Origin of the sequence: Pseudomonas sp. SAS7 (assembly GCF_052112345.1) — a bacterium.
Lineage (GTDB): Bacteria > Pseudomonadota > Gammaproteobacteria > Pseudomonadales > Pseudomonadaceae > Aquipseudomonas > Aquipseudomonas putida_Q.
In genome coordinates this window covers 71,004-94,605 of record NZ_JBEGGO010000009.1, presented here as the reverse complement: position 1 = coordinate 94,605, position 23,602 = coordinate 71,004, and the positions used below count along the sequence as shown (strand labels likewise).

The 23,602-nt window shown below is 63.4% G+C and carries 21 protein-coding genes and 2 pseudogenes; 9 read left to right on the top strand and 14 right to left on the bottom strand.

Annotated elements, in window-relative coordinates; all coding sequences use genetic code 11:
* Nucleotides 1-3: 3 nt before the first annotated feature.
* Together ABI582_RS15925 and ABI582_RS15920 are read right to left on the bottom strand one after the other, a co-directional pair.
* A complete protein-coding gene (locus ABI582_RS15925) occupies nucleotides 4-1,287 on the bottom strand; it encodes a TRAP transporter large permease subunit (protein ID WP_019473954.1) in 1,284 nt (427 codons plus the stop codon).
* Nucleotides 1,287-1,802 carry a TRAP transporter small permease gene (locus tag ABI582_RS15920; protein ID WP_019473955.1) on the bottom strand — a complete coding sequence of 172 codons (516 nt, stop codon included), beginning with the start codon at nucleotides 1,800-1,802 and terminating at the stop codon, nucleotides 1,287-1,289. The genes ABI582_RS15925 and ABI582_RS15920 overlap by 1 nt, the downstream gene beginning before the upstream one ends.
* 330 nt (nucleotides 1,803-2,132) lie before the next feature.
* Between ABI582_RS15920 and ABI582_RS15915 the strand changes: the two genes are divergently transcribed.
* Nucleotides 2,133-2,702, top strand: coding sequence for an SPOR domain-containing protein (locus ABI582_RS15915; RefSeq protein ID WP_063426967.1), 570 nt, complete (start codon nucleotides 2,133-2,135; stop codon nucleotides 2,700-2,702).
* A gap of 249 nt (nucleotides 2,703-2,951) precedes the next feature.
* On the top strand, nucleotides 2,952-3,377 hold the full coding sequence (locus tag ABI582_RS15910) for a bifunctional (p)ppGpp synthetase/guanosine-3',5'-bis(diphosphate) 3'-pyrophosphohydrolase (RefSeq protein WP_028613309.1): 426 nt from the start codon (nucleotides 2,952-2,954) through the stop codon (nucleotides 3,375-3,377).
* A gap of 3 nt (nucleotides 3,378-3,380) precedes the next feature.
* On the opposite strand, the gene ABI582_RS15905 is transcribed toward ABI582_RS15910, so the two are convergent.
* Nucleotides 3,381-4,073 (bottom strand): endonuclease, encoded by a 693-nt coding sequence (locus ABI582_RS15905; protein ID WP_442119675.1) that lies wholly within the window; start codon nucleotides 4,071-4,073, stop codon nucleotides 3,381-3,383.
* A gap of 6 nt (nucleotides 4,074-4,079) precedes the next feature.
* The gene (locus ABI582_RS15900) at nucleotides 4,080-4,322 is read right to left on the bottom strand and encodes a DUF1654 domain-containing protein (protein ID WP_016498977.1); all 243 of its coding nucleotides are present in this window, start codon (nucleotides 4,320-4,322) and stop codon (nucleotides 4,080-4,082) included.
* Nucleotides 4,323-4,522: 200 nt separating this feature from the next.
* Here ABI582_RS15900 and ABI582_RS15895 point away from each other — a divergent pair, with 200 nt between their 5' ends.
* Nucleotides 4,523-6,568: a TonB-dependent receptor family protein gene (locus ABI582_RS15895; protein ID WP_442119674.1), complete on the top strand. Its 2,046-nt coding sequence runs from the start codon at nucleotides 4,523-4,525 to the stop codon at nucleotides 6,566-6,568.
* 25 nt (nucleotides 6,569-6,593) lie between these two features.
* Here the strand turns inward: ABI582_RS15895 and ABI582_RS15890 are convergent, their stop codons facing one another.
* From ABI582_RS15890 to ABI582_RS15865, 6 genes are all read right to left on the bottom strand, one after another.
* On the bottom strand, nucleotides 6,594-7,889 hold the full coding sequence (locus ABI582_RS15890) for an NAD(P)/FAD-dependent oxidoreductase (RefSeq protein ID WP_442119673.1): 1,296 nt from the start codon (nucleotides 7,887-7,889) through the stop codon (nucleotides 6,594-6,596).
* 54 nt (nucleotides 7,890-7,943) lie between these two features.
* Entirely contained in the window at nucleotides 7,944-8,366 is a 423-nt protein-coding gene (locus tag ABI582_RS15885) for a RidA family protein (protein ID WP_028613304.1), read from the bottom strand.
* Between the two features lie 31 nt (nucleotides 8,367-8,397).
* Entirely contained in the window at nucleotides 8,398-9,537 is a 1,140-nt protein-coding gene (locus tag ABI582_RS15880; RefSeq protein ID WP_442119672.1) for a tyramine oxidase subunit B, read from the bottom strand.
* 125 nt (nucleotides 9,538-9,662) lie between these two features.
* Nucleotides 9,663-10,880, bottom strand: coding sequence for a multidrug effflux MFS transporter (locus ABI582_RS15875; RefSeq protein WP_442119671.1), 1,218 nt, complete (start codon nucleotides 10,878-10,880; stop codon nucleotides 9,663-9,665).
* A gap of 246 nt (nucleotides 10,881-11,126) precedes the next feature.
* The gene (locus ABI582_RS15870) at nucleotides 11,127-12,437 is read right to left on the bottom strand and encodes an alginate export family protein (protein ID WP_442119670.1); all 1,311 of its coding nucleotides are present in this window, start codon (nucleotides 12,435-12,437) and stop codon (nucleotides 11,127-11,129) included.
* A 179-nt stretch (nucleotides 12,438-12,616) separates the two neighbouring features.
* Nucleotides 12,617-14,104 (bottom strand): aldehyde dehydrogenase family protein, encoded by a 1,488-nt coding sequence (locus ABI582_RS15865; protein WP_442119669.1) that lies wholly within the window; start codon nucleotides 14,102-14,104, stop codon nucleotides 12,617-12,619.
* 375 nt (nucleotides 14,105-14,479) lie between these two features.
* Between ABI582_RS15865 and ABI582_RS15860 the strand changes: the two genes are divergently transcribed.
* From ABI582_RS15860 to feaR, 3 genes are all read left to right on the top strand, one after another.
* Nucleotides 14,480-15,976: an APC family permease gene (locus ABI582_RS15860; RefSeq protein ID WP_442119668.1), complete on the top strand. Its 1,497-nt coding sequence runs from the start codon at nucleotides 14,480-14,482 to the stop codon at nucleotides 15,974-15,976.
* Nucleotides 15,957-16,529 (top strand): DUF3156 family protein, encoded by a 573-nt coding sequence (locus ABI582_RS15855; RefSeq protein ID WP_338744495.1) that lies wholly within the window; start codon nucleotides 15,957-15,959, stop codon nucleotides 16,527-16,529. Before ABI582_RS15860 ends, ABI582_RS15855 begins: the two co-directional genes overlap by 20 nt.
* 114 nt (nucleotides 16,530-16,643) lie before the next feature.
* Nucleotides 16,644-17,585, top strand: a complete 942-nt coding sequence (gene feaR, locus ABI582_RS15850; protein WP_442119667.1) for a transcriptional regulator FeaR — start codon at nucleotides 16,644-16,646, stop codon at nucleotides 17,583-17,585.
* An 18-nt stretch (nucleotides 17,586-17,603) separates the two neighbouring features.
* Here the strand turns inward: feaR and ABI582_RS15845 are convergent.
* Nucleotides 17,604-18,902 (bottom strand): annotated as a pseudogene (locus tag ABI582_RS15845) (NAD(P)/FAD-dependent oxidoreductase).
* A 107-nt stretch (nucleotides 18,903-19,009) separates the two neighbouring features.
* Here ABI582_RS15845 and hpaR point away from each other — a divergent pair.
* Nucleotides 19,010-19,432 carry a homoprotocatechuate degradation operon regulator HpaR gene (hpaR, locus tag ABI582_RS15840; protein WP_442119666.1) on the top strand — a complete coding sequence of 141 codons (423 nt, stop codon included), beginning with the start codon at nucleotides 19,010-19,012 and terminating at the stop codon, nucleotides 19,430-19,432.
* An 11-nt stretch (nucleotides 19,433-19,443) separates the two neighbouring features.
* Here the strand turns inward: hpaR and ABI582_RS15835 are convergent, their stop codons facing one another.
* Complete coding sequence (locus ABI582_RS15835; RefSeq protein WP_033741991.1) at nucleotides 19,444-20,043, bottom strand: TetR/AcrR family transcriptional regulator; 600 nt, start codon at nucleotides 20,041-20,043, stop codon at nucleotides 19,444-19,446.
* A gap of 202 nt (nucleotides 20,044-20,245) precedes the next feature.
* On the opposite strand from ABI582_RS15835, the gene ABI582_RS15830 reads away from it, so the two are divergent.
* Together ABI582_RS15830 and ABI582_RS15825 are read left to right on the top strand one after the other, a co-directional pair.
* Nucleotides 20,246-21,415 carry a p-hydroxyphenylacetate 3-hydroxylase oxygenase component gene (locus tag ABI582_RS15830; protein ID WP_442119665.1) on the top strand — a complete coding sequence of 390 codons (1,170 nt, stop codon included), beginning with the start codon at nucleotides 20,246-20,248 and terminating at the stop codon, nucleotides 21,413-21,415.
* A 79-nt stretch (nucleotides 21,416-21,494) separates the two neighbouring features.
* Nucleotides 21,495-22,424 carry a p-hydroxyphenylacetate 3-hydroxylase reductase component gene (locus tag ABI582_RS15825; protein ID WP_442119664.1) on the top strand — a complete coding sequence of 310 codons (930 nt, stop codon included), beginning with the start codon at nucleotides 21,495-21,497 and terminating at the stop codon, nucleotides 22,422-22,424.
* Between the two features lie 149 nt (nucleotides 22,425-22,573).
* Here the strand turns inward: ABI582_RS15825 and ABI582_RS15820 are convergent.
* Both ABI582_RS15820 and hpaI read right to left on the bottom strand, forming a co-directional pair.
* Nucleotides 22,574-22,699, bottom strand: a pseudogene (locus tag ABI582_RS15820) (2-keto-3-deoxy-L-rhamnonate aldolase); the annotation flags it as partial.
* A 97-nt stretch (nucleotides 22,700-22,796) separates the two neighbouring features.
* Nucleotides 22,797-23,600, bottom strand: a complete 804-nt coding sequence (gene hpaI / locus ABI582_RS15815) for a 4-hydroxy-2-oxoheptanedioate aldolase (protein WP_442119663.1) — start codon at nucleotides 23,598-23,600, stop codon at nucleotides 22,797-22,799.
* Between the last annotated feature and the right edge of the window lie 2 nt (nucleotides 23,601-23,602).

Genomic DNA, 23,602 nt, shown 5'->3' with positions numbered 1-23,602 from the left:
GGATCAATGCCCGAACCACTGGGCGGGAACGGTGACCAGTTCGGGGAAGATGACCAACAGGAACAGCACGATGATTTCCGCGATCAGGAACGGGAACGTGCCTTTGAGCAGTGCCTCGTAACGCATGCGACCAATGCCGCAGACCACGTTGAGCACCGTGCCTACCGGCGGGGTGATCAGGCCGATCGAGCAATTGATCATGAACAGCACGCCGAAGTAGATCGGGTCGATGTTCGCAGCGGTCACCACCGGTACCAGGATCGGCGCCAGCAGCAATACGGTGGGGGTGAGGTCCATGACCATGGAAATCACCAGGATCAGCAGCATCAGCACTACGATCAGCAGCCGCGGGTTGTCCATCACCGGCTGGATCAGGTCGATGATTTGCCCGGGGATGTCGGCGATGGTGATCATCCAGGCCGGGATCGACGCGGCAGCCACCAGGAACATCACGGCAGCGGTGGTCTTGCCGGCGCGCAGCAGCAGTTCGTTGAGCGACTTCAGGCTGAGTTCGCGGTAGATCAGCGACGACACCAGCAGGGCATAGACACTGGCCACCGCACCGGCCTCGGTCGGGGTGACCACGCCAAAGCGCAGGCCGACGACGATGATCACCGGCAGCATCAGCGCCCAGAAGCTGTCAACCAGGGCCTTGAGGCGCTCCTTGCCGCTGGCTTTGGGGCTCAGTTCCACATCGTTGTTACGCCGCGACATCAGCCACCAGGCCACCACCAGTGCGGCGGCGATCATCAGGCCCGGGGCGATGCCGGCGAGGAACAGCTTGGTGATCGACAGCCCCGAAGCCACGCCCAGCACGACGAAACCGATGCTGGGTGGAATGATCGAACCCAGCACCGACACCGATGCGATCAGGCCCCCGGAGCGGTCACGGTTGTAGCCGGCGATAACCATCATCGGCAGCAACAGGGCGGTTAGCGAGGCGGCGTCGGCCAAGGCCGAACCGGACAGGCTCGACAACAGCACGCCGGCAAAAATGGTGACGTATCCAAGCCCGCCGCGCAGGTGGCCGACCAGGGTGATGGCCAGCTTGATGATGCGCTTGGACAAGCCGCCGCTGTTCATTACCTCGCCAGCAATGATGAAAAGCGGAATTGCCAGCAGCGGGAAGCTGCCCGCCGAGTTGATGATGTTCTGCGCGATGATCTGGCCATCGAACAAACCCAGCAGCCACATCAACGCCACGCCGCAGAGAATCAGGGCATAGGCGATGGGGGCGCCGATCAGGATGGCGGCCATCAGCACGCCGACGAAAACAGACAGGGCCATTATTCGACTGCTCCGTCATTGAGCGAAGTTTCGGTCTGGGCGGGTGCCGGGAGGGTGCCCGTGAGGTTCCTGACCAGCTGGGTGCAGATCAGCAGCGCGCTGAGGATGCAGAAGACCAGGCCCGCGCCGTAGAACAGCGCCATGGAAATACCCGTGGAGGGAGCGCCGACATGCAGGTTGATCAGGGTCTGCTTCCAGCTGCCGTCGAGAAACAGCCAGGTCACATAGAGCATCAGCAGTTGCGTCAGTGCCAGCAGGCAGCGGGCCACGCCAGGCGAGACGCGGCGGGTGACGATGTCGACGCCGATGTGGCCGTGTTCGTGCAGCATCAGCTGCGCGCCAGCAAACACCAGCCAGACAAACGCCAGACGGGAAATCTCTTCGCTGAAGAACAACCCCGAGTTGAAGCCATACCGCAGCACCACGTTGGTGAAGATCAGGCAGGTGATGCCGACCAGGCAACCTACCACCAGCGTCTTGAGGATAATGAAGTAACCATCGACCAGGGTTTTCATGGCGCCTCCAGGGGCAAAGCTGCCCAGCAAGCGCCAAAAGCGCCCGGTGCGATCATGCGGATGCGAGCATCCACCTGTATGTATGAACGGGACATGGGTTCACCTTTATTATTATTCGACATACGTCGTCGTATGACTGCCCCGATTCTTGTACGAAACGCCCGGTTTGCGCTGCCTCAAGTTTTTTATCAGCGGGATAAGAAATGGCGATCAGCGCCGCCGTCGGTGGTTGTCGTCCGATGACTTGGTTGCAAGGTGTAACGTATGGTCGCGGTCCTTGCGCGGGGCCGTCGTGCTAGAATCCGCCCCTTCGAATCTGGAGGTACACGCGTGCGCAAACTGGCTGTGGTAATGGCAGTGCTTGCCTTGGCGGGCTGTGAGAACGAGGTCGAAGGCGTGCACAAGCAGGTGGCCGAACACCTGCACAACCCCAAGACCGCCAAGTTCGGCAACGTGCGGATCGACACCCAGGGCACCATCTGCGGCCAGGTCCGCGGCAAGGACGATGCCGGGCAGTACGAAGCCTACCGCAGCTACGTGGCGATCAAGCGCGATGGCCAGTACGACATCATCGTCGACGACACCGGCAACAACCTGCGCATCCGTGAAGTGTGCGGCGGCGCCGACCTGCAACGCCGTGCCGATGCACTGGCTGGCCAGCCGGCACCCGAGGGCTGGGATGTGGAAGTGATCCAGGGCGCCAACATGGGCGCGCTGAGCGACATGACCGCGCGGCTGATCGAAAAGGGCATCCCGTCTTCGGTGGAATACCGCAACGGCAAGCCGGTGGTGCTGATGGGGCCGTTCCCTAGCCGTGAAGAAGCACAAGCGCGCAAGGACGAAGTGATGGCCAAGCTCGGCACCGATTCGGTGGTGATCCAGCACGGCGCGGCCCGCTAAGTACATACAAGTGCGCCGCAGGTTCGGGTGCACGCGGTACTTGTAGGAGCGGCCTTGCGTCGCGATGGGCTGCGAAGCAGCCCCGGCAAAACTAGCCGTGATGCCAATATCATGGGGCTGCTTTGCAGCCCATCGCGACACAAGGCCGCTCCTACAGGGGGCGCGCAAGCTTTGTGAGGCGTGTGTTAGACATTGTTCACACAAGTTTGGCTATGCTTGGGTGGAAGATGCCGAACGGGGAGGGGCCTCATGTCTACACTGGAGCGGGCCATTGCCGTGGCCGCCAGGGCCCATGAAGGGCAATACGACAAGGGTGGGGTGGCGTATATTCTCCACCCGCTACGCGTAATGATGCGGGTGTCCACACCCGAGCAGCGGATTGTCGCAGTGCTTCACGATGTGATCGAGGACACCCCGCTGACCCTGTCCGACCTGGCGCGCGAGGGGTTTGCGCTGAAAATCCTTGCCGCCTTGCTGGCGCTCAGTCGCCGTGAAGGCGAGCCGTACCAGGACTTCGTGGTACGCCTGGGCGACGACCCGTTGGCGCGAACCGTCAAGCTGGCCGATCTGGCCGATAACAGTGACCTTTCCCGCATTCCTTGCCCTGGCCCCGCCGACCTGGCGCGGCTGGCCCGTTACCGGGAAGCCAGCGCCTATTTACAAGCGCTTAGCTGAGGATCAACCACACGCCTTGAGGTTGACCGGCCCCACGAACTCGTTGCCCCGCCCCATCACGCACGCCACCTGTTGGTTGCGTTGCCGCTCCCATGCCTGCGGCGGGTAGGTCTTGTTCCAGGCCTCGTACAACTGGCGGTCCTGCCTGGACAGGCGCAGGTTGTACTGCTTGCTCATGTAGAAGTAGGTGCGTGCGATCATGCCGCGGATCGACGGGCGTGGCATCACCTTCTTGGCCTTGAAGTCGACCTGTGTCAGGCAACTGCCATACTGGCCCCGCTGTTCCGGCAGCCAGCCGAAACTGAAGTTGCTGCGGTCGCCGTTGACCTCGCCGATGCTCGGCACCAGGTTGTGCAGGTCGGCTTCGGCGCGTTTGTACACCTCGTCATGCTGCGAGCACTGCTTGCGCCCGCCGCTTTGCCAGCACTGGCGCTGATGGCCGATCTGCCAGGCGGGTACGATGTGTTCCCACTCGATGCGCGACGCACGCTGAGCGTTCTTGCGCGGGGCATAGCCGCAGGACGCCATGTCGACCTTGTTGCCCTTGTATTTGCAGCCGCAATAAAATTCGGTCGATTGCGGTGCATAGAGCTTCCAGGCGATCTTCTTGGCCTCCTGGAAGGTGCGCGGGGCGTCGGCTTGCACCAGTGGAGTGGTCAGTAACAGGCAGGCTACCGCGAAAAGCGAAACTCTCATGCGCGGTCAGTCTTCCTTCGGTACGGTCCAGAAAACCTGCACACCGCCGTCGTCACGGTGGGCGAGGGTGACGTTGTCGTTCTCGGCGATTTCCTCTAGCAAGGTTTCCCAGTCATCCGGGCTTTCCTGTTCCAGGCGAAAGATCAGCGCCGCACGGCTGCGCTGGGCGGTGGGGCTGTTGATGATCTTCTGGATGCGTACACCCAGCTGTTCATAGCTGCTCGGGGTGGCGGAGGCGGTGCTGGACACAGGAAATTCCTTGTTTTGCTGTATGCGTATACAGTATTTCAGCGTAAGTAAATTCGCAACAGCTTGCCAGGAAAAATCCTGCGTTCGCGCTGCCGCTGCTGGTCTGGTGTAATACCGGCAATTTCTGGAAGCTGCGCATGTATCGATTTCTTTCTCGTTTTCCTTCATCTACAAGCCTGGTCCTGCTGTTTGCAGGTGGCATGAGCGCCAATGGCGATGCCAAGGCCAGTTCACCCGATGTAGTCGTCATGGCACCACTGGTGGTGACCGGTGCCTATGCGCCCACCAGCACATTCGACCTGCCGTTTTCGGTGGATACCGTTGACCTGTCCCACGGCACCGATGGCCAGCTTGGCGTCAACCTGTCGGAAGTGCTCAACAAAGTACCTGGGCTGGTGGTGCAGAACCGGCAGAACTACGCGCAAGACCTGCAGATTTCCTCGCGGGGTTACGGTGCACGTTCTGCCTTCGGCGTGCGTGGCATCAAGCTGCTGAGTGACGGCATACCGGCCAGTACGCCCGACGGGCAAGGGCAGGCCGCCACGCTGAACCTGGATGTGGCCGACCGTATCGAAGTGCTGCGCGGCCCGGCAGCGACGCTGTATGGCAGCAACGCCGGTGGTGTGATCCAGATGTTTACCCGGGACGGGCAGGGGCCTGCACGCGTGGGTGCAGAAACCACCTTCGGCAGCGACGGCTTCAACAAGAACCACCTGTCGGCAGAGGGCGGTAACGACAGCGCAGGTTTCGTGCTGGATGCCTCGCGCCTGGATACAGATGGCTATCGCGACCACAGTGCCGCGCGCCGTGACCAGACCTTCGCCAAGGTCAATTTCAAGCCCGATGAAGACTCGCGCATGGCGCTGATCTACAGCAGCCTGGAGCAGAACAACACGCAGGACCCGCTGGGGCAGACCTGGGATGCCTACAAGCATGACCCACGTTCCACGGCGGCGGTGGCCGAAACCTACAACACCCGCAAAAGCATCGACCACCAGCAACTGGGCATGAACTACGAGCGCTACTTTGGCGATGCCACGCTACAGTTCAACCTGTACGCGGGGCGGCGCAGCGTGGTGCAGTATTTGTCCATCCCCAGAACGGTGGCCTCGAACAGCCAGCGTGGCGGCGGGGTGGTTGACTTCGACCGCGAGTTCCGCGGCGGCACCCTGCGCTGGATACAGCCGGTTGCGGACGTGCCCGGCAATCTTACCTTCACTGTCGGCGCCGATTACGACCAGAGCAAGGACGACCGTCGCGGCTATCAGAATTTCAGCGGTGACCAACTGGGCGTCAAAGGTGAGCTGCGCCGTGACGAGAAAGACACCGCTACCAGCCTGGACCCGTACCTTCAGGCGCATTGGGAAATCGGCAACTGGACCAGTGAGCTGGGGCTGCGCTACAGCACCATGGAAATGCGTGTCGACGACCATTACCTGGCCAACGGTGACTCAAGCGGCTCGAAGAAGTACCAGCAGGCCACGCCATCGCTGTCGGTGATGTACGCGTTCACGCCTGATTTGCGCGGTTACGTGAGTGTCGGCAAAGGCTTCGAAACCCCCACGCAGGCCGAGATGGCCTATGCGCCGGGCGAGGTCGAAAGCTTCAACTTCGGCCTCAAGCCCGCCACCAGCATGCAGTACGAAATGGGCGTGAAGTACCGGCTTGGCGAACGCACGCGCCTGAATGCGGCGGTGTATGAGATTCACACCGATGACGAAATCGTCGTTGCCAGCGCTACGGATGGTCGAACCAGCTATCGCAATGCGGGGCGTACTGTACGACGCGGCTTTGAGGCGAGCCTGCAAAGTGACTTGAGCGAGAAGTGGCAGACCACCCTGGTGTATACCCGCACCGATGCCCGCTATGCCGATGACATCAGCCAGACCATCGAAAGTGGCAACCGCTTGCCCGGTGTGCCGCTGGACAACCTGTATGGCGAGCTGGTCTGGAAGCCGGTGTCGTCCATCAGCATGGGGGTTGAAGGGCAGTACCGCAGCAAGGTGTATGTAGACGACAGCAACAACGCCAAGGCCTCACCTGCGTATGCGGTATTCAACTGGCGGACCCGGTTCGAGCAACATTTGGGGCCCTGGACGTTCCACCAGCTGCTGCGGCTGGACAACCTGTTTGACCGGCAGTATGTGGGGTCGGTGATTGTCGGCGACGGCAATGGGCGTTATTACGAGGCAGCGCCTGGACGGTCGTGGTATGCGGGGGCGGGGTTGGAGTACCAGTTCAGGTAACCGGCCTTGCCCACTCCCATTTGTGTCAGGCGAAACGCTCGAAGCGGTACGGGGCCGGGTCGATCAGCGGGGTGGCCTGGGCCACCAGGTCTGCCGCCAGCTGGCCAGCAGCAGGCGAGGTGCCGAAGCCATGCCCGGAAAAGCCGGTGGCCATGGTCAGGCCCGGGATACTGGCCACCGGGCCGATGACCGGGTTGGAGTCGGGGGTGACGTCAATCGTGCCGGCCCAGGCGCTGGCGATACGGGCCTGTTCGAACACCGGCCAGGCCGCTTTCAGGTTGCGCATGGCCTCGTCGTTGAGTGCCAGGTTGGCGTGCGGGTCTTGTACCCGCACCCGCTCGAAGGGGGATACATCGGTGGCCTTCCAGCGCCGGGCCAGGGCCAGGTCCTTGAAGAAATACTTGCCAAAGCTGATGCGCAAAAAATCCCGCTGGGCACGTAGCTGGGGCAGGTAACGCTTGCCCAGCAGCAGGTGATCGAGGGTGAGGAAGGCATCCAGCGCGCCGCGCTGAGTGATGATGTAGCCGCCATCGTTGTGCTTGCGGAAGGAAAAGTCCGGTGCGCCAACGGCGATGTCGGTTGGCCCGTCCATGGGCTCTGTGCGCAGCACGGAACAGGTCAGCGGCAAGGTCGGCAGGTTGATGCCCAGGTTGCCGAGGAACTTGCGCGACCACAGGCCACCGGCCAGCAACACCTGGTCGCAGCGGATTTCGCCTTGCTCGGTGACCACCCCGCTGACACTTCCGGCTGCGGTGACCAGCGTGCGCACCGCGCAGTTCTCCACCACCACCGCACCTTTGGCAATCGCCGCTCGGGCTATGGCGCTGGCGGCCAGGGTCGGTTCGGCGCGGGCGTCGGAGGGGGTGAAGATGCCACCTGCCCAATCCGCCCGACCACCTGGCACCATCTGCGCGATTTCCCGCGTGCTCAGCAGGCGCGAATCCAGCCCCAGCGCTTCGACGCTTTTCAGCCAGCCTTCGTGCATGCCCATCTGCGTGTCGTTACGGCCGATGAACATGATGCCGGCTTGGCGATAGCCAACGTCGCTGCCAACCCGTGCGGGCAGCTCGGCCCACAGCCGATCAGCCGCCAGTGCCAAGGGAATGTCATGGGCGTGGCGGTTGGTCTTGCGCACCCAGCCCAGGTTGCGCGACGACTGCTCGCCAGCGATGCGCCCCTTTTCCAGCACCACCACCGGTATGTTGCGTTCGGCGAGGCTCAGTGCGGCGGTGATGCCGATAATACCGCCACCGATGATTACCACGGTGGTGGCATCGGGGTGGCGGGTGCTGGTTTGCACAGGGGCGATCGTGGGAGACATGGCTTTACTCTTTGTTGTTCGTGCAGGGGGAGTGCTCAGCGCCAGCCGGTGGCATCACTGGCCAAGGCGGATCAGGGTCACTTGCGCTTGCCCCGCACCGCGGTAGGCGGTGACCTCCAGCTCGACCTTGTAAACGGTGGAGCCCAGCGGCGGGCAGGTGACCGTGGTAGCCGGGTCGATGCCGCGGAACTTCTCGCCGATCACGTCCATTACTCGTGGTACATCGGCAGGGTCCTGGATGAACACGCGTGAGTTGATGACGTCGGCCAGGCTGGCATCGACTGCGGCCAGCGCGGTTTCGATGTTGGCGAACACCTGGTGGGTCTGTTCGATGACGTCCTCGGGAATGACCTGGGTGTGCGGGTTGCGCCCGGCGGTGTTGGACACGTGAATCCAGTTGTCCACCGCCACCAGGCGGGAGTAGCTGGCCATGTCTTCGAACTTGGAGCCGGTTTTCAGTTTGATGATCTGTGTCATGGGCTTTGCCTTGTTATCCGGTTGCGGGGGATCAGCTGAGAACGGGGGTTTCCCAGAGGTTGAGCTTTACGCCGATGCCTTGCTCGAGCGCCTTGCGGTACACCACGGTGCCCCAGGCCACGTCTTCGACGGGCATGCCGCCCACGGACATCAGGATGATTTCGTCGTCATGCAGGCGGCCCGGCGCGTCGCCGCTGATGATCTTGCCGATGTCTTCCACCTGCTCGGCGGCCAGCGTGCCTTCGGCAATCATGTCCATGAAACGCACACCTACCAGCGGCACGTGGTTGTGCGCAGGCTTGGGCAGCTCTTCGAACCAGGCCTCGTAGAGGCCGGTGTTGTCCACCACCTTGCGCACGTCGTCCTGCTCCATGCCGGCGTCGATACTGCACGGGGCAGGCATGGCCAGGAACGCGCCAGGCTTGACCCACTCGCGTCGCACCAGCGGGTACTGGCTGGGGTCGCCGACTTCGCCCGAGCTGCAGTAGCTGACCAGGTCGGAACCGCGCACCACTTCTTCCAGGGTTTCAACCACCTGGACATGAGTGATTTGCGGGAAGCTGGTGTTCACCCAGGCGACGAAGGCATCCAGGTTCTTCTGGCCACGGCCCTTGATCTTGAGGGTGTCGATCAGCGGGCAGACGGCCATGAACGCGGCGACCGTGGTCTTGCCCATCACCCCCGGGCCGGCCAGGCCGATGACCTTGGCGTCCTTACGCGCCAGGTGGCGGGCGCCGACGCCCGGGATGGCGCCGGTGCGGTAGGCCGACAGCAGGTTGGCCGACATGTGCGCCAGTGGCGCGCCGGTGTCGGCATCATTGAGGGTGAACATCAGGATCGAGCGGGGCAGGCCTTTCTCGCGGTTGGCGATGTTCGAGCCGTACCACTTGACGCCTGCGGTCTGGAAGTTGCCGCCCAGGTACGCCGGCATCGCCATCATGCGCCGGTCGGCGGTGGGCTTGGGCATGTTGGGGAATGGCGAGTGCTCGGGGAAGGTGATCATCGCGCCGTGCGAGTCGCTGTTCGGGCCGGCCATGCGGTAGTCACCCTGGTACAGCAGGCCGAACATTTCTTCCATGGTGTCGACACAGGCCGGCATGTCAGTGACGCCGGCGCGGATCATGTCCTGCTCGGACAGGTAGATGAAGTCAATTCTGGTATCGAGGGTCATGGCGGGTCTCGCAGGGCTGGCTGCCGTCGGATTTGTTGTTGGTTTCGAGGCAACCAGTTTCGCTAACGACTGGTAGGTCGTCTTGTGTCTGCCTGCCAGCCGAGTTGACCGTCAGTGCCAGGGCTTCAATGGACCGCGAGCGAGAAGCTGGCCGGGGTGTCGCGCAGGCTGAGGGCGGTCAGCAGGCACACCACCAGGGTGCACAGGGCCAGCAGCGCGGCCCATGCGGTCGGGCCGTGGTTGAGTACCACGGCGGCCAGTGGGGCTGCGCCGGCAGACGCCGACAGCTGGATGGCGCCCAGCAGCGCTGCGGTGGAGCCCAGTGCTTTTTCTTGCGAGGCCATCACCAGCGACATCAGCGTCGACTCGGCTATCCCCAGGCCGAACAGGGCTATCACCATGCCGCCGGCCACACCTGGCAGCCCCAGGCCGGTCAGTGCACCGAGCAGGCTGATGCAGGCACCGCCGGCCATGCACAGCGCGCCTACCCGAGTCAGGGTATTGAGGCCCAGCCGGCTGATCAGGCGGCTGGCCGTCATGGCGCCGAACAGGATCGACACACCGGTGGCGCCAAACAGCAGGCCGAAGGCCTGGGCGCTCAGGCCGTAGTGGGCCTGGTAAACCAGGGTGGCACCGCCGATGTAGGCGAACAGGAAGAAGAACACCGCAGCCACTGCCAGGGTCGGGCGCAGAAAGCGGCGGTCGCCGAGGATGGCCACGTAGGTGCGGCAGGCGTGGCCCAGGCGCAGGGGTTCGCGTTTGCTGGGTGGCAGGGTTTCCGGCAGATTCAGCAGGCTGTTGACCAGCACCGCCACGCCCATGCCGGCGAGTACCAGCATCACCGCGCGCCAGCCGAAATGCGCGTCGATCACGCCGCCCAGGGCGGGTGCCAGGATCGGCGCCACGCCTTCGATGGTCATCAGCAGGGCGAACAGTTTGGTCGCGGCTACGCCCTGGCTCACATCACGCACCATGCTCATGATCACCACCAAGGTCAGCGCACTGCCCAGGCCTTGGAAAAAGCGCAGCATGATCAGGGTGTCGAGGCTGGGGGCTGCGGCTGCGCCCAGCGAGCACAGGATGAACAGCAGCAGGCCGGCCAGCAGCGGTTTGCGCCGGCCATAGGCGTCGACGATGGGGCCGAAGACCAACTGGCCGGCACCCATGGCCAGCAGGAAGAAGGTTAGTGTCAGCTGCACACGGGTGAAGCTTGCCTGATAGTGGCTGGCGATTTCCGGCAGGCTCGACAGGTACATGTCGACGGCCGATGGGCCGAGGGCGCCGATCAGGCCAAGGCCCAGGGCGAAGCTGAAGGGTATGGGAGGGGAGGGATTGGCTTGCATGGTTTTCTCTGGCTGATTTTTCGCCTACCGTCCGGTAGGTTGGCGAATAATATGCGCCTGCCCAGCCAAGGTCAAATCCATCGGGACGCTACGAGGTCAGGGTAGGAGCGGCCTTGTGTCGCGAAAGGGCCGCAAAGCGGCCCCCGGATTTCAGCGTCACACCCACCATTGCTGGGGCTGCTGCGCAGCCCTTTCGCGACACAAGGCCGCTCCTACACTGACCGCATTCAAATCACCTGATGTGCGTCAGAACGGCACAGCTACCGTCAGCTGGCTATACACATTGGTCCCGTTACCCCCCACCTGGTTGCCGCCGTTGCTCTCGTCCTTGCGCGGCTGGTACAGGCCCACCAGCGGGCTGATGATCAGGTGCTCATTGACTGCCCATTCCACATACAGGTCCAGCTCCCGGGCATCGAGGTTGAGGCTGTCGCGGGTGCGCACGGTGTCGAAGTCGAAGTACAGCGCCCCGACTGTGAGGTTTTCCAGCGGTTTCGCCTTCACGCCCACATGGTGGATCCCGGTGTTGCTGTTGAAGGGCCCGGCGTAGTTGGCCGCGACTTCACCCTGGAACCAGGTGCCGTAGCCGGTGGACAGGCCGCTGAACAGCGCGTCCCAGTCTGCCGAGTAGCGGGTATAGCGGTAGGTAACCTGCGGTGCCCACGGCAGGTCGGCGAAGGTGTAGCCGGCCTGCAGGTACCAGGCTTGCTCGGGGCCGTCGGTCTTGTCCTGCCAGGCGTATTCGAAGGCGAAACTGGCATTGTCGATGCCGGCGTTGCCTTCGCCGCGCACGCTGTACACGTCCATGCCTTCGCGGGCTTTCTGGAAGTCGCTGGCCCACTGGTCGGCGACGTCGATGCCGTGAATCCAGGTCAGCCCCAGGGTGCCCAGGACGTGGGTGTAGTCCAGCGTGCCGGCGGCCAGTTCGGTTTCGGCCTGGGCGCGGTTGTCGGATTTCAGCCACAGCAGGCTACCATGCAGGCCATCGCTGCCACCCAGGCGCAGCATCGCGGTGCGGTCGAAAGCGTGGCGGGCCGCCAGGTAGTAGGCGCCACCACGGTCCAGCGCACCGTCGGCGACGCCATTGCCCAGGTTGGGGCCGTCGTCGTTGATCAAAAATCCACTGCCCAGGCGAATGGTCTGGCGGCCGGCGGAAACGTCCACCCCATCCTTGCCCAGCACCGGGAACAGGTCGGCCGAGCGCCAGCCGAGGAAGGCGTCTTCGATCTTGGTGGTACGTTCGGAGCCGTCAGTGTTGCCGGCCGCATCGCCGTCGCCCCAGGTGGCCGAGCTCACCCAGTTCAGGCTGCCGTACAGCGTGCCGTTGCCGGCCAGGCCCTGGTCACCGCTGAGGCCATACTTGATAAAGCCTTCACGCCAGGTCGAACCACCTGTGGTGCCGTCGTAGTTCTTGCGGCTGTTGAACATGCCCCATACCGCCAGCATGTCGGCGTTCAGGTGGCTGTCATCGTCGGCGTACAGCTCAACTGCCGGCACGGCCTGGCTGGCCAGCAAGGTTGCCAGGGCCAGGCTGGACAGCGTCTGTGGTTTGACCATTTGCACATCCCTCGTTTGTTCTCGGCCACCTTCACAGGGGCCTTTGTTGTTCGGGGGCACCCTCGGTTCTGGCGAGGGGCCATCGCGGTTGGCGGCGATGGCCTATTAGGGCGTGTGCGGTGGGGCGGGGTCTTGTTCGTGGCTGCCAAGGCGCTTGCACGCCTTGGCCACAGGCGCGGTCAGTAGCGGATCATCACCGACTTGAGCTCGGTGAAGTCATCGATGAAGGCCGAGCCGAACTCGCGGCCAATGCCAGAAGCCTTGATGCCCCCAAACGGGACAGCCGGGTCGAGCAGGGTGTGCATGTTGACCCACAGGGTACCGGCCTGGATTTGCGGGATCATGCGCATGGCCTTGCTCAGGTCGTTGGTCCACAGGCTGGCGCTGAGGCCGTAGGGCGAGGCGTTCATCAGGTGCAGCAGTTCGTCTTCGTCGTCATAAGGCAGGAAGGTCGCCACCGGGCCGAAGGTCTCCTGGTTGAGCAGGGTGTCGCTGGCCGACCTGGCGAGGATTACCGTGGGTTCGACGAAACAGCCGGGGCCGTCGCCCAGGGTGCCGCCGTGAATGATCTGGCTGCCTTCGGCGCGGGCGATGGCGAACAGTTCGGCCAGCTTCTGCTGGTGCGGCTTGTTGGCCACCGGGCCGAACTGGGTGGCCTCGTCCAGTGGCGAGCCGATTTTCAGTTGGCCCAGGCGCTGGGACAGGGCGTCCAGTAGCGGGTCGATGCGCGAGCGGTGCACGAAGAAGCGCTCGCCAGCGGCGCAGATCTGCCCCGAGTGCAGGAAGCCGGCCTCGATGATGCCATCGACCGCTTTGTCCACGGCCACGTCGGGCAGGAAGGCCACCGCGTTCTTGCCGCCCAGTTCCAGTGTCGCCCGGGTCAGCTTGGCGCCCATGGCAGCCTGGCCTACGGCGATGCCAGTGGGCACGGAACCGGTGAACGAGACCTTGTCGGTATCTGCGTGCTCAATCAGTGCCTTGCCCACCAGGCCACCACCGGTCAGCACGTTCAGTGCACCGGCCGGCAGGCCCGCTTCGGTGGCCAGTTCGGCAATGCGCAGCAGCGTCAGCGGGGTGAATTCGCTGGGCTTGAGGATGATGCTGCAGCCGGTGGTCAGGGCTGAGGCCAGCTTCCAGATGGCGATCATGGTGGCGAAATTCCACGGCACGATGCCCACCACCACGCCAATCGGCTCGCGCAGGGTGAAGGCGCTGTAGCGCTCACCGGCGAACGAGGGCAGCGACGGGGTGATGGTCTGGCCGGTGATCTTGGTCGCCCAGCCGGCGTAGTAGCGCAGGAAGTGCGCGGCCTGCTCGACTTCGAAGGCGCGGGAAATGCCGATGAGCTTGCCGGATTGCAAGGTTTCCAGCTGCGCCAGTTCTTCGCGGTTGGCTTCCAGCAGGTCGGCCAGCTTGAACAGCACGGCGGCGCGGGCGGCGGGGCTGGTGTGCGACCAAGCGGCAAACCCTTGGCGCGAGGAGCTGACGGCATGGTCGACATCGGCCTGGCTGGCGTCGGCGATGTGGGCGATGGTCTGGCCGTTGGCCGGGTTGACCACGGCAATGTTCGACGACGACTGGCTGGCGAGGTGCTGGCCGTGGATGAACACGCCATGCTCGCGGGCCAAAAAGGCCGTGACGGCAGGTAGGAGGGTGATGTCGCTCATGCAGACTCCGGGGCAGGTGGCCAAAGTTTGCAGCTTAGTGAGCGGGGCAGAGCGGTGCTTGTGCCTGCGTGACAGGTGCATGACTGTGGCTGCCAAGCGATGAGTCAGCCTTGCGCGATCCCTTGTAGGAGCGGCCTTGTGTCGCGATCGGGCTGCGAAGCAGCCCCCGTTTTTGCATCACAGCCAATATCGCCGGGGCCGCTTTGCGGCCCGATCGCGACACATGGCCGCTCCTACAGGGGCGGCGCCAGAGTCTGGAGCTGATTGCTGGCAGGCAGCAACAAGCCCGGCGGCAGCCATTGGCAAGACGCCATGCCACCCGCAGCGCACAGTATTCACTCGTTCAACGCCACAAAAACAAGCCGGGGCATAACGATGTCACTCAATAACAAGCTCACCGAGCACCTCAACCGCGGCACGGTCGGTTTCCCCACCGCACTGGCCAGCACTGTCGGGCTGATCATGGCCAGCCCGGTGATCCTCACCGCGACCATGGGCTTTGGCATCGGCGGCAGCGCCTTCGCCGTGGCCATGGTCATCGCCGCACTGATGATGCTGGCGCAGTCCACCACCTTTGCCGAGGCAGCGTCGATCCTGCCGACCACGGGCTCGGTATACGACTACATCAACTGTGGCATGGGCCGCTTCTTCGCCATTACCGGCACGCTGTCGGCCTACCTGATCGTGCATGTGTTCGCCGGTACCGCCGAAACCATCCTGTCGGGGGTGATGGCACTGGTGAACTTCGAGCACCTCAATACCCTGGCGGAATCCGCCGGCGGTTCGTGGCTGCTGGGGGTGTGCTTCGTGGTGGCGTTTGCGGTGCTCAATGCCTTTGGCGTCAGCGCCTTCAGCCGCGCGGAAGTGATCCTCACCTTCGGCATGTGGACCACCTTGATGGTGTTTGGCGTGTTCGGCCTTGTCGCGGCTCCGGCAGTGGAACTGGACGGCCCGTTCGGTGTGTCGCTGGTGGGCACCGACCTGATGACCATCCTCTCGCTGGTCGGCATGGCCATGTTCATGTTCGTTGGCTGCGAGTTCGTCACGCCGCTTGCCCCCGAACTGCGTCGCTCGGCCTGGGTGCTGCCGCGGGCCATGGCGCTGGGCCTGTTTGGCGTGGCCAGTTGCATGTTCATCTACGGTGCTGCGATGAAGCGCCAGGTGGAAAACGTGGTGCTGGATGCCGCCAGCGGCGTGCACCTGCTGGACACGCCCATGGCCATCCCGCGCTTCGCCGAACAGGTGATGGGTGATATCGGCCCAGTGTGGCTGGGTATCGGCTTCTTGTTCGCCGGCGCGGCCACCATCAACACGCTGATGGCCGGTGTGCCACGCATTCTTTACGGCATGGCGGTCGACGGCGCGTTGCCCAAGGTGTTCACCTACCTGCACCCGCGCTTCAAGACGCCGCTGCTGTGCATCCTGGTGGTGGCGTTGATCCCTTGCCTGCATGCCTGGTACCTGGGCGGCAACCCGGACAACATCCTGCACCTGGTGCTGGCCGCCGTGTGCGCCTGGAGCACCGCCTACCTGCTGGTGACCCTGTCGGTGGTGCTATTGCGCATCCGCCGCCCAGACCTGCCGCGTGCCTACCGCTCGCCGCTGTTCCCGTTACCGCAGATCTTCTCCAGCAGCGGTATCCTCATCGGCATGGCGTTCATCACACCGCCGGGCATGAACCCTGCCGATGTCTATGTGCCGTTCGCCATCATGCTTGGCGCCACTGCGGCCTATGCATTGTTCTGGACGCTGTGCGTGCAGAAGGTCAACCCGTTCAAGCCGGCGCGGGTCGAGGATGTGCTCGAGAAAGAGTTTGCTGCCGAGCCTGGCCACGCCGTGGAGCATGTGCTGCATGATCAGGAATTTGCGTGAACGCTTGCTGGCGCCCCGAGCGCCTTCCGGCTATCGCCCAGGCGCCACGCTGGCATGCCTGGCGCGCAACCTGGGGCAGCAGAACCTGGTGGCGGCCGGGGTGATCCACGACCCGGCCCAGGGCTGGCAGGCCAAGGTGCACGAACGCGTCGAAGCCCACCTGCTGATGCACATCGTCACCTGTGAGTTCCAGCTGCAGTTGCCTGCTCCGCAAGTGGGCGAGGTCAGCCTGGAACTGCGCCATACCGGTGCGCTACGCCGTACCGGCCTGGCCTGTGTGTACCGCAAGGGCGACCGGGCGCGCTTCGCCCAACTGCGCGACCGGTTGCTGCAGCAGACGGCACTGGTGGCGGCGCTGATGCCGCTGGATTTCAAGCGCCTGACCTTGGCCTGGCGCGACGGCCAATGGCTGCTGACGCTGGAGCACATGGGCGGTAGCGAAGTGGTCAACCGCATGCCGGCGTTTCGCCGCTACATCCCCATCAGCCCGCAACAGCGGGCGCACCTGATGGCCAGCCTGGCCCAGTTCAACGCTTTGCTGCCCAACCTTTGAAGCAAACTGGCATACGCCTTGCTGTATCTCCCGACGAATGATGACAGTTGTGCGCACATAGATAACATGTTAACAATGTGCGCATAACAACAAAATCCTGCGTCGAGGGCAGCCATGCATACTCAACAATCCAACCGTCAGGGGCTGGAACGCTGGACCACGGCCATGCAACAGATCTGTGGCCGTTTCGAGACGGAACTTGCGTCCAATCACTCGCTGTTCATCGGCGAAATTTCCACCTTTTCCCGCGCCGGCCTGCCGCTGGCCAACCTGCGCACCAACGCCGGCAACATCCGCCGGCTGGGCGAAAACTCCACGCTTGACGATGACCAGCATTGCTTCCTGGTCAGCCAGCGTGCGGGGCATTCCACCGTGGCCCAGGGTGGCGTGCAGGTCAGCCTGGCGCCGGGTGAACTGCTGTTGATGGATTCGGTCGGGCGTTGCGAAATCACTCCAAGCGGCCTGATCGAGCATGTCTCGCTGGCCCTGTCGCGTGAGCAGGTGCGCAAGTATGTGCAAGGCAGCGGCCCGATGTTTGGCAAGATCTCCTCGAGCAACGCCTGCGGGCGCATGCTGCATGTGCTGATGGACCAGCTGTGCAAGGACGGTAACGTGAGCGGCGATGGCGCCCAGGGTGATGCGCTGCAGACCGCCTTCATCGCCCTGCTGGAGCCGGGCTTCGAGCGCAATGGCGAAGCGCCGGGCAACTTTGGGGCCTTGAACGGTGCCAACTTGCGCGGCTACGTGCAGCAGGTGATCGACGAGTCGCTGTCACAGCCCGGGCTGACCCCGTCCAACCTGGCCGGTCGCCTGAACATCTCGGTGCGTCACCTGTACCGGCTGTTCGAGGAGGAGGGCGATAGCGTGTGCCGCTACATTCAGCGGGCACGCCTGAAACGCAGTGCGGATGACCTCGCCAACCCGTTCTTCAGGAGCGAGTCGATTACCTCGATCGCCTACAAGTGGGGGTTTACCGACTCGGCGCATTTCAGCCGCTCGTTCAAGAAACAGTTCGAACGCTCGCCCAAGGACTACCGGGCGCAGGCGATGGGTTGAGTGTGATGGGCAATGGTCTCAGCGGCGGCCATTGAAGTAGCCCGACAGCTGGTGCAGGGTCTTGCCGGCAGTAAGCAGCAACGGGCGGAAACGGTCCTTGCCGAAGATGCGCGCATGCTTGACCGAGCTGACCAGGTCATAGCGCTTCGACCCCTCCTGCATACCCTCGGCGAGGATCTTGCAAATGATGTGGCTGGGCGTGACGCCAAAGCCGGAGTAGCCCTGTACATAGAAGGCGTTGGGGCGGTTGTCGAGGGTGCCTATCTGCGGAAACAGGTTGGCACTGATGGCCATCGGGCCGCCCCAAGCCAGGTCGATGCGCACGTCTTTCAGGTAGGGGAAAATCTTCAGCATCAGGGCGCGGTTCCAGGCCTTCAGGTCCAGCGGGAAGTGCTCGACGAAGGGCGTGGCGGCGCCAAACAGCAGGCGGTTCTCGCGGGTGACCCGGTAGTAGTCGATGACCGGGCGGATGTCGCTGTAAGCCCCGCGTATCGGGCTGATGCGCTCGATCAGCTCATCCGGCAACGGCTCGGTCATCATCTGGAAGGCATAGGTGTTGATGGTACGTGCGTGCAGCTGCGGCTCCAGCTTATTGAGGAAGCTGTCGCACGCCCACAGCAGCTTGCTGGCGCGTACCGAGCCACGGCCGGTGCGGACCGTGATGCGCTCGCCGTAGGTCACTTCCAGGGCCGGGCTGTGTTCGAAGATGCGCGCACCATGGCCGACCAGTGCCTGCGCTTCGCCCAGCAGCAGGTTCAGTGAATGCACATGGCCACCGCCCATGTGCAGCAGGGCGCTGCTGTAGGCGTTGCTGCCGATGATCTGGCGCACTTCGCTGCCACCGAGAAAACGGATCTCGTCGCGGGTATTGATCGCCTTGAACGCCTTCTCCCATTTGCGCAGGGTCTATTCCTGACGGCGGTTGAAGCCCATGTAGCCATAGCCGTGGCAGAAGTCGGCGTCGATGGCGTAGCGGGCGATGCGGTCCTTGATGATGCCGGCGCCCAGTTCGCTGATTTCGAAAATATCCCTCACGCCCTGATCACCAACGCTGCTGCGAATCTTCTCCAGGTCGTGGCCGATGCCCGCCATGATCTGCCCGCCGTTGCGCCCGCTGCCGCCGTAGCCCAGGTAACGGGCCTCGAGCACAACGATATTGGTCACGCCTTGTTCCGCCAGCTCCAGGGCGGTGTTAATGCCGGAGAAACCACCACCGATCACCACGACATCGGCTTCGATGTCGCGTTCCAGGGTTGGGAAGCTCAGGTTGTACTTCTTGGTCGCCGAGTAGTAGGTGGGGCTCTCGAGGGTGATCATGACGCCGCCTGCTGACTGGAAATGGGTAGAAATCATTCTATTAATGTATTAATGATTGTGCACTGGCATACTCGCCGGTTTGCTATTTCCAGCCTTCTTGAGCCCGCATGACCACACCAAGACCCTCCCTGACCCTGACCTTGCTGCAGGCCCGCGAAGCCACCATGGCGTTCTTCCGCCCGGCGCTGAATGCCCATGACCTGACCGAGCAGCAATGGCGGGTAATCCGTATCCTGCGCCAGCAAGGCGAGCTGGAAAGCCATCAGTTGGCGGAGCTGGCCTGTATCCTCAAGCCCAGCATGAGCGGGGTGCTCAAGCGCCTGGAGCGTGACGGCATCGTAGCGCGGCGCAAGTCGCCGGAAGACCAGCGCCGCGTGTTCATCAGCCTGACCGAAGCCGGCCAGCAAGCGTTTCTGGCGATGAGCGAGCAGATGACGCGCAACTACGACAAGATTCTCGCCCAGTTTGGCGAGGACAAGCTGCAGCAGCTGATGCAGCTGCTGGATGAAATGAAGAAGATCAAACCCTGACGCGCCAAGCGTCAGCGGTTGAGTGACAGCGAGTCTTCCAGCACTTTCAGCAGGGCTGCCGCGCGCCGCTCATAGGCGTCGGGGCCTGCGTACATCAGCTCTACATACAGGCTGTCGATGATGCCCAGGTAGGCATCGGCATACAGCGCCAGGCGGCTGTGCTGCTCATCAGCCCAGCGGTGGCGAGTTTGCAGGGCCTGGCAGAACCCTTCTCGTATACCGTCCAGGTATTTTTCGAAGCCCGAAGTCACAATCGGCTTGATACCCGATGGGGGCAGGAACGCTGTGCGCAACACAAAGCGCAGCTCGGCCGAGTCGCGATAACGCTCAGCCAGGTGCAGCGCCAGCCAGTGCCCCGGCGCCAGGCCGTCGCGGGCTTCCTGCGCGAAGCCGTGCTCGACAAAGGCCGTTTCCTGCACCAGCGCACGCTGGAACACCTCCACGAACAAGGCGTCCTTGTTGGCGAAGTGCGCATACAGCGATGCCTTGCGCATGCCCGCCAGCTGGGCGATTTCGTTCAGCGAAGAGGCGTCGTAGCCGTACTCGGCGAAGTGGCCGACGGCGGCGTCGCACACACGCACCGCAGAAGGGGAAAGGTCTTTCAACAGCATCACTCCGTCAGGGGCGCGGCGGGCCGCGCGCGTCTTGAGGGGGGGATTGTGGTGATCGAAAATGCACGGGTCAATGCTTGTTGCAGGGCAATTTCAGCGCGCCATGGAAAGTGCAATGTTCCCCTCGTAACGTGCATTCCGCCGCCCCATCGCCGCTCACATACTGACCGCGTCTTCGAATCCAATAAGAAAGAGACCGCTCATGAAAAAGCCAAACCCCCTGCTGGAAGACCTGAAATCCGTCCTGCCGACCATCGCCGCCAATGCCATGCGTGCAGAGCAGGACCGCAGCGTGCCGGCAGAGAACATCGCCTTGCTGAAAAGCATCGGCATGCACCGCGCTTTTCTGCCCAAACACTATGGCGGCATGGAAATCACCCTGCCGGAATTCGCCCAGTGCATCGCCTTGCTGGCGGGGGCCTGCGCCAGCACAGCCTGGGCCATGAGCCTGCTCTGCACCCACAGCCACCAGATGGCAATGTTCTCGCCCAAGCTACAGCAAGAGGTATGGGGCAGCGACCCGGATGCTACCGCCAGCAGCAGCATCGCGCCGTTCGGCCGCACCGAAGAGGTTGAGGGTGGCGTGTCGTTCAGCGGCGAAATGGGCTGGAGTTCCGGTTGCGATCACGCCGAATGGGCGATTCTCGGTTTCCGCCGCAAGAATGCCGAAGGCGCTCAGGATTACTGCTTCGCCGTCCTGCCTCGCAGCGACTATGAAATCCGTGATGACTGGTATGCCGTGGGCATGCGCGGCAGCGGCAGCAAGACCCTGATCGTGCGTGACGCCTTCGTGCCCGAGCACCGTATCCAGAAGGCCAAGGACATGATGGAGGGCAAGTCGGCGGGCTTTGGCTTGTACCCCGACAGCAAGATTTTCTTCGCCCCGTATCGCCCGTATTTTGCCAGCGGCTTCTCCACGGTCAGCCTGGGCGTTGCCGAGCGCATGCTGGAGGTGTTCCGCGAGAAAACCCGTAACCGGGTGCGTGCCTACACCGGTGCTGCCGTGGGCGCCGCCACTCCTGCGCTGATGCGCCTGGCCGAGTCGACCCACCAGGTGGCTGCCGCCCGGGCACTGCTGGAAAAGAGCTGGGACGAGATTGCCGAGCACAGCGCCCGCCACGAATACCCGTCGCGTGGCACGCTGGCCTTCTGGCGTACCAATCAGGGCTACGCCGTGAAGATGTGCATCCAGGCCGTCGACCGCCTGATGGAAGCGGCCGGTGGTGGCGCCTGGTTCGAGAGCAACGAACTGCAGCGGCTGTTCCGCGATTCGCACATGACCGGTGCCCATGCCTACACCGATTACGACGTGTGTTCGCAAATCCTCGGCCGCGAGCTGATGGGCCTGGAACCTGACCCGGCGATGGTCTGAGCCGCCACCTTTTTTCACCCATCCCCTACAAGCACAACAACAAACAGGGCAGGCTGCCAGGCCTGCCCGGGAGTCTTGCATGTCCAACGAAACCTTCGATTCACGTGCCTTCCGCCGCGCCCTGGGCAACTTCGCCACCGGCGTGACCGTGGTGACTGCCGCCGGCCCCAGTGGCCGCAAGGTCGGCGTTACCGCCAACAGCTTCAACTCGGTGTCGCTGGACCCGCCGCTGATCCTGTGGAGCATCGACAAGCGCTCCACCAGCCATGAAGTGTTCGAAGAGGCCTCGCACTTTGCCGTGAACATTCTGGCAGCGGACCAGATCGACCTGTCCAACAACTTCGCCCGGCCAAAGGAAGACCGCTTTGCGGGTATCGACTACGAGACCGGCACTGGCGGCGCGCCATTGTTCGCCGATTGCGCGGCGCGCTTCGAGTGTGAAAAGTACCAGCAACTGGACGGTGGCGATCACTGGATCATGGTGGGCAAGGTGGTGGCCTTTGATGACTTTGGCCGCTCGCCGCTGCTGTACCACCAGGGCGCCTATTCAATGGTACTGCCGCATACCCGCATGACCCAACGCGCAGAGGGGCAGGCACCTAGCAGCCACTTCCAGGGCCGCCTGCAGCACAACCTGTACTACCTGATGACCCAGGCGTTGCGTGCCTACCAGGCTGACTACCAGCCACGCCAGTTGTGCACGGGCCTGCGCACCAGCGAGGCACGCATGCTGATGGTGCTGGAGAACGATGCGGGCCTGAGCCTGAACGACCTGCAACGCGAAGTGGCGATGCCGGCGCGGGAGATCGAGGAAGCGGTGGCCAACCTCAAGCGCAAAGGGCTGATTGCCGATGACGAGGGGCGTGTGCGGTTGTCGGTGAAGGGCGTGGACGAGACCGAGGCGTTGTGGACCATTGCCCGGCAACAGCAGGACAAGGTGTTCGGGCAGTTCAGTGAACAGCAGCTGGAGACTTTCAAGACCGTGCTCAAGGCGCTTATCAACATCTGAACATTGCTTTGGATGGCACCGGCTGTGCCGGTGTTCGCGGGTGAACCCGCTCCCACAGGTCCAGCGCCAGTAGCAACTACGGCGCGGTCCCTGTGGGAGCGGCTTTAGCTGCGAACACCGGCAAAGCCGGTGCCATCCAACCAGAAGCCTCAGTAGACACCACCCCCGGTACTGGGGACTATCACTGTACCTTTGAACTTCCCCGCCAGCTCGCGCAGCCCGCGCATCAGCACCGTGGTATCCACACCCACTGCCACAAACGCCGCACCCAGCTCCCACAGGCCCAGCGCCAGTAGCAACTACGGCGCGGTCCCTGTGGGAGCGGCTTTAGCCGCGAACACCGGCAAAGCCGGTGCCATCCAACCAGAAGCCTCAGTAGACACCACCCCCGGTACTGGGGACTATCACTGTACCTTTGAACTTCCCCGCCAGCTCGCGCAGCCCGCGCATCAGCACCGTGGTATCCACACCCACCGCGACAAACGCCGCACCCAGCTCGATGTAGCGCCGCGCCAGCTTCTCATCGGCACTGAGAATGCCGGCGGCTTTGCCCGCCTTGCCGATACGCACGATGGCGTCCTCGATCGCCGCCTGCACGTCCGGGTGCCCGGGGTTGCCACGATGCCCCATGGCCGCACTCAGGTCCGCAGGCCCGATGAACACGCCATCCACACCTTCCACCGCAACGATCTCGTCCAGGTTGGCCAGGCCTTCCTTGTTCTCGATCTGCACCAGCAGGCACATCTGCTCATCGGCGTGGTCCAGGTAGCCGGGGATGCTGTTCCAGCGCGAAGCCCTCGCCAGCGCGCTGCCCACCCCGCGAATGCCCTTGGGCGGGTAATGCATGGCCTTGACCAGTTGCTGCGCCTGTTCGGCAGTTTCCACCATCGGTACCAGCAAGGTTTGTGCGCCGATATCCAGCACCTGCTTGATCAGCGCGGTATCGCCGATCACCGGGCGGATCACTGCCTGGCTGGCGTAGGGCGCCACCGCCTGCAACTGGGCGAGCATGCCGCGCAGGTCGTTGGGCGCGTGTTCGCCGTCGATCAGCAGCCAGTCGAAACCGGCATTGGCCGCCAGCTCGGCGCAGTAGGCATCGGCCAGGCCGAGCCACAGGCCGATTTGCGGTTCACCGCTGCGCAGGCGTTGCTTGAAGTGGTTGATGGGCATGTCCATGG

Bases quoted from the DNA above. Each gene is read 5' to 3' on its own strand.
- ABI582_RS15830 (WP_442119665.1), top strand. From the start codon at position 20,246: ATGAAAAAGCCAAACCCCCTGCTGGAAGACCTGAAATCCGTCCTGCCG.
- ABI582_RS15890 (WP_442119673.1), bottom strand. From the start codon at position 7,889: ATGTCTCCCACGATCGCCCCTGTGCAAACCAGCACCCGCCACCCCGAT.
- hpaI (WP_442119663.1), bottom strand. From the start codon at position 23,600: ATGGACATGCCCATCAACCACTTCAAGCAACGCCTGCGCAGCGGTGAA.
- ABI582_RS15895 (WP_442119674.1), top strand. From the start codon at position 4,523: ATGAGCGCCAATGGCGATGCCAAGGCCAGTTCACCCGATGTAGTCGTC.
- ABI582_RS15910 (WP_028613309.1), top strand. From the start codon at position 2,952: ATGTCTACACTGGAGCGGGCCATTGCCGTGGCCGCCAGGGCCCATGAA.
- ABI582_RS15835 (WP_033741991.1), bottom strand. From the start codon at position 20,043: ATGCTGTTGAAAGACCTTTCCCCTTCTGCGGTGCGTGTGTGCGACGCC.
- ABI582_RS15855 (WP_338744495.1), top strand. From the start codon at position 15,957: ATGATCAGGAATTTGCGTGAACGCTTGCTGGCGCCCCGAGCGCCTTCC.
- hpaR (WP_442119666.1), top strand. From the start codon at position 19,010: ATGACCACACCAAGACCCTCCCTGACCCTGACCTTGCTGCAGGCCCGC.
- ABI582_RS15920 (WP_019473955.1), bottom strand. From the start codon at position 1,802: ATGAAAACCCTGGTCGATGGTTACTTCATTATCCTCAAGACGCTGGTG.
- ABI582_RS15825 (WP_442119664.1), top strand. From the start codon at position 21,495: ATGTCCAACGAAACCTTCGATTCACGTGCCTTCCGCCGCGCCCTGGGC.
- ABI582_RS15870 (WP_442119670.1), bottom strand. From the start codon at position 12,437: ATGGTCAAACCACAGACGCTGTCCAGCCTGGCCCTGGCAACCTTGCTG.
- ABI582_RS15860 (WP_442119668.1), top strand. From the start codon at position 14,480: ATGTCACTCAATAACAAGCTCACCGAGCACCTCAACCGCGGCACGGTC.
- ABI582_RS15925 (WP_019473954.1), bottom strand. From the start codon at position 1,287: ATGGCCCTGTCTGTTTTCGTCGGCGTGCTGATGGCCGCCATCCTGATC.
- ABI582_RS15885 (WP_028613304.1), bottom strand. From the start codon at position 8,366: ATGACACAGATCATCAAACTGAAAACCGGCTCCAAGTTCGAAGACATG.
- ABI582_RS15880 (WP_442119672.1), bottom strand. From the start codon at position 9,537: ATGACCCTCGATACCAGAATTGACTTCATCTACCTGTCCGAGCAGGAC.
- ABI582_RS15875 (WP_442119671.1), bottom strand. From the start codon at position 10,880: ATGCAAGCCAATCCCTCCCCTCCCATACCCTTCAGCTTCGCCCTGGGC.
- ABI582_RS15905 (WP_442119675.1), bottom strand. From the start codon at position 4,073: ATGAGAGTTTCGCTTTTCGCGGTAGCCTGCCTGTTACTGACCACTCCA.
- ABI582_RS15865 (WP_442119669.1), bottom strand. From the start codon at position 14,104: ATGAGCGACATCACCCTCCTACCTGCCGTCACGGCCTTTTTGGCCCGC.
- feaR (WP_442119667.1), top strand. From the start codon at position 16,644: ATGCATACTCAACAATCCAACCGTCAGGGGCTGGAACGCTGGACCACG.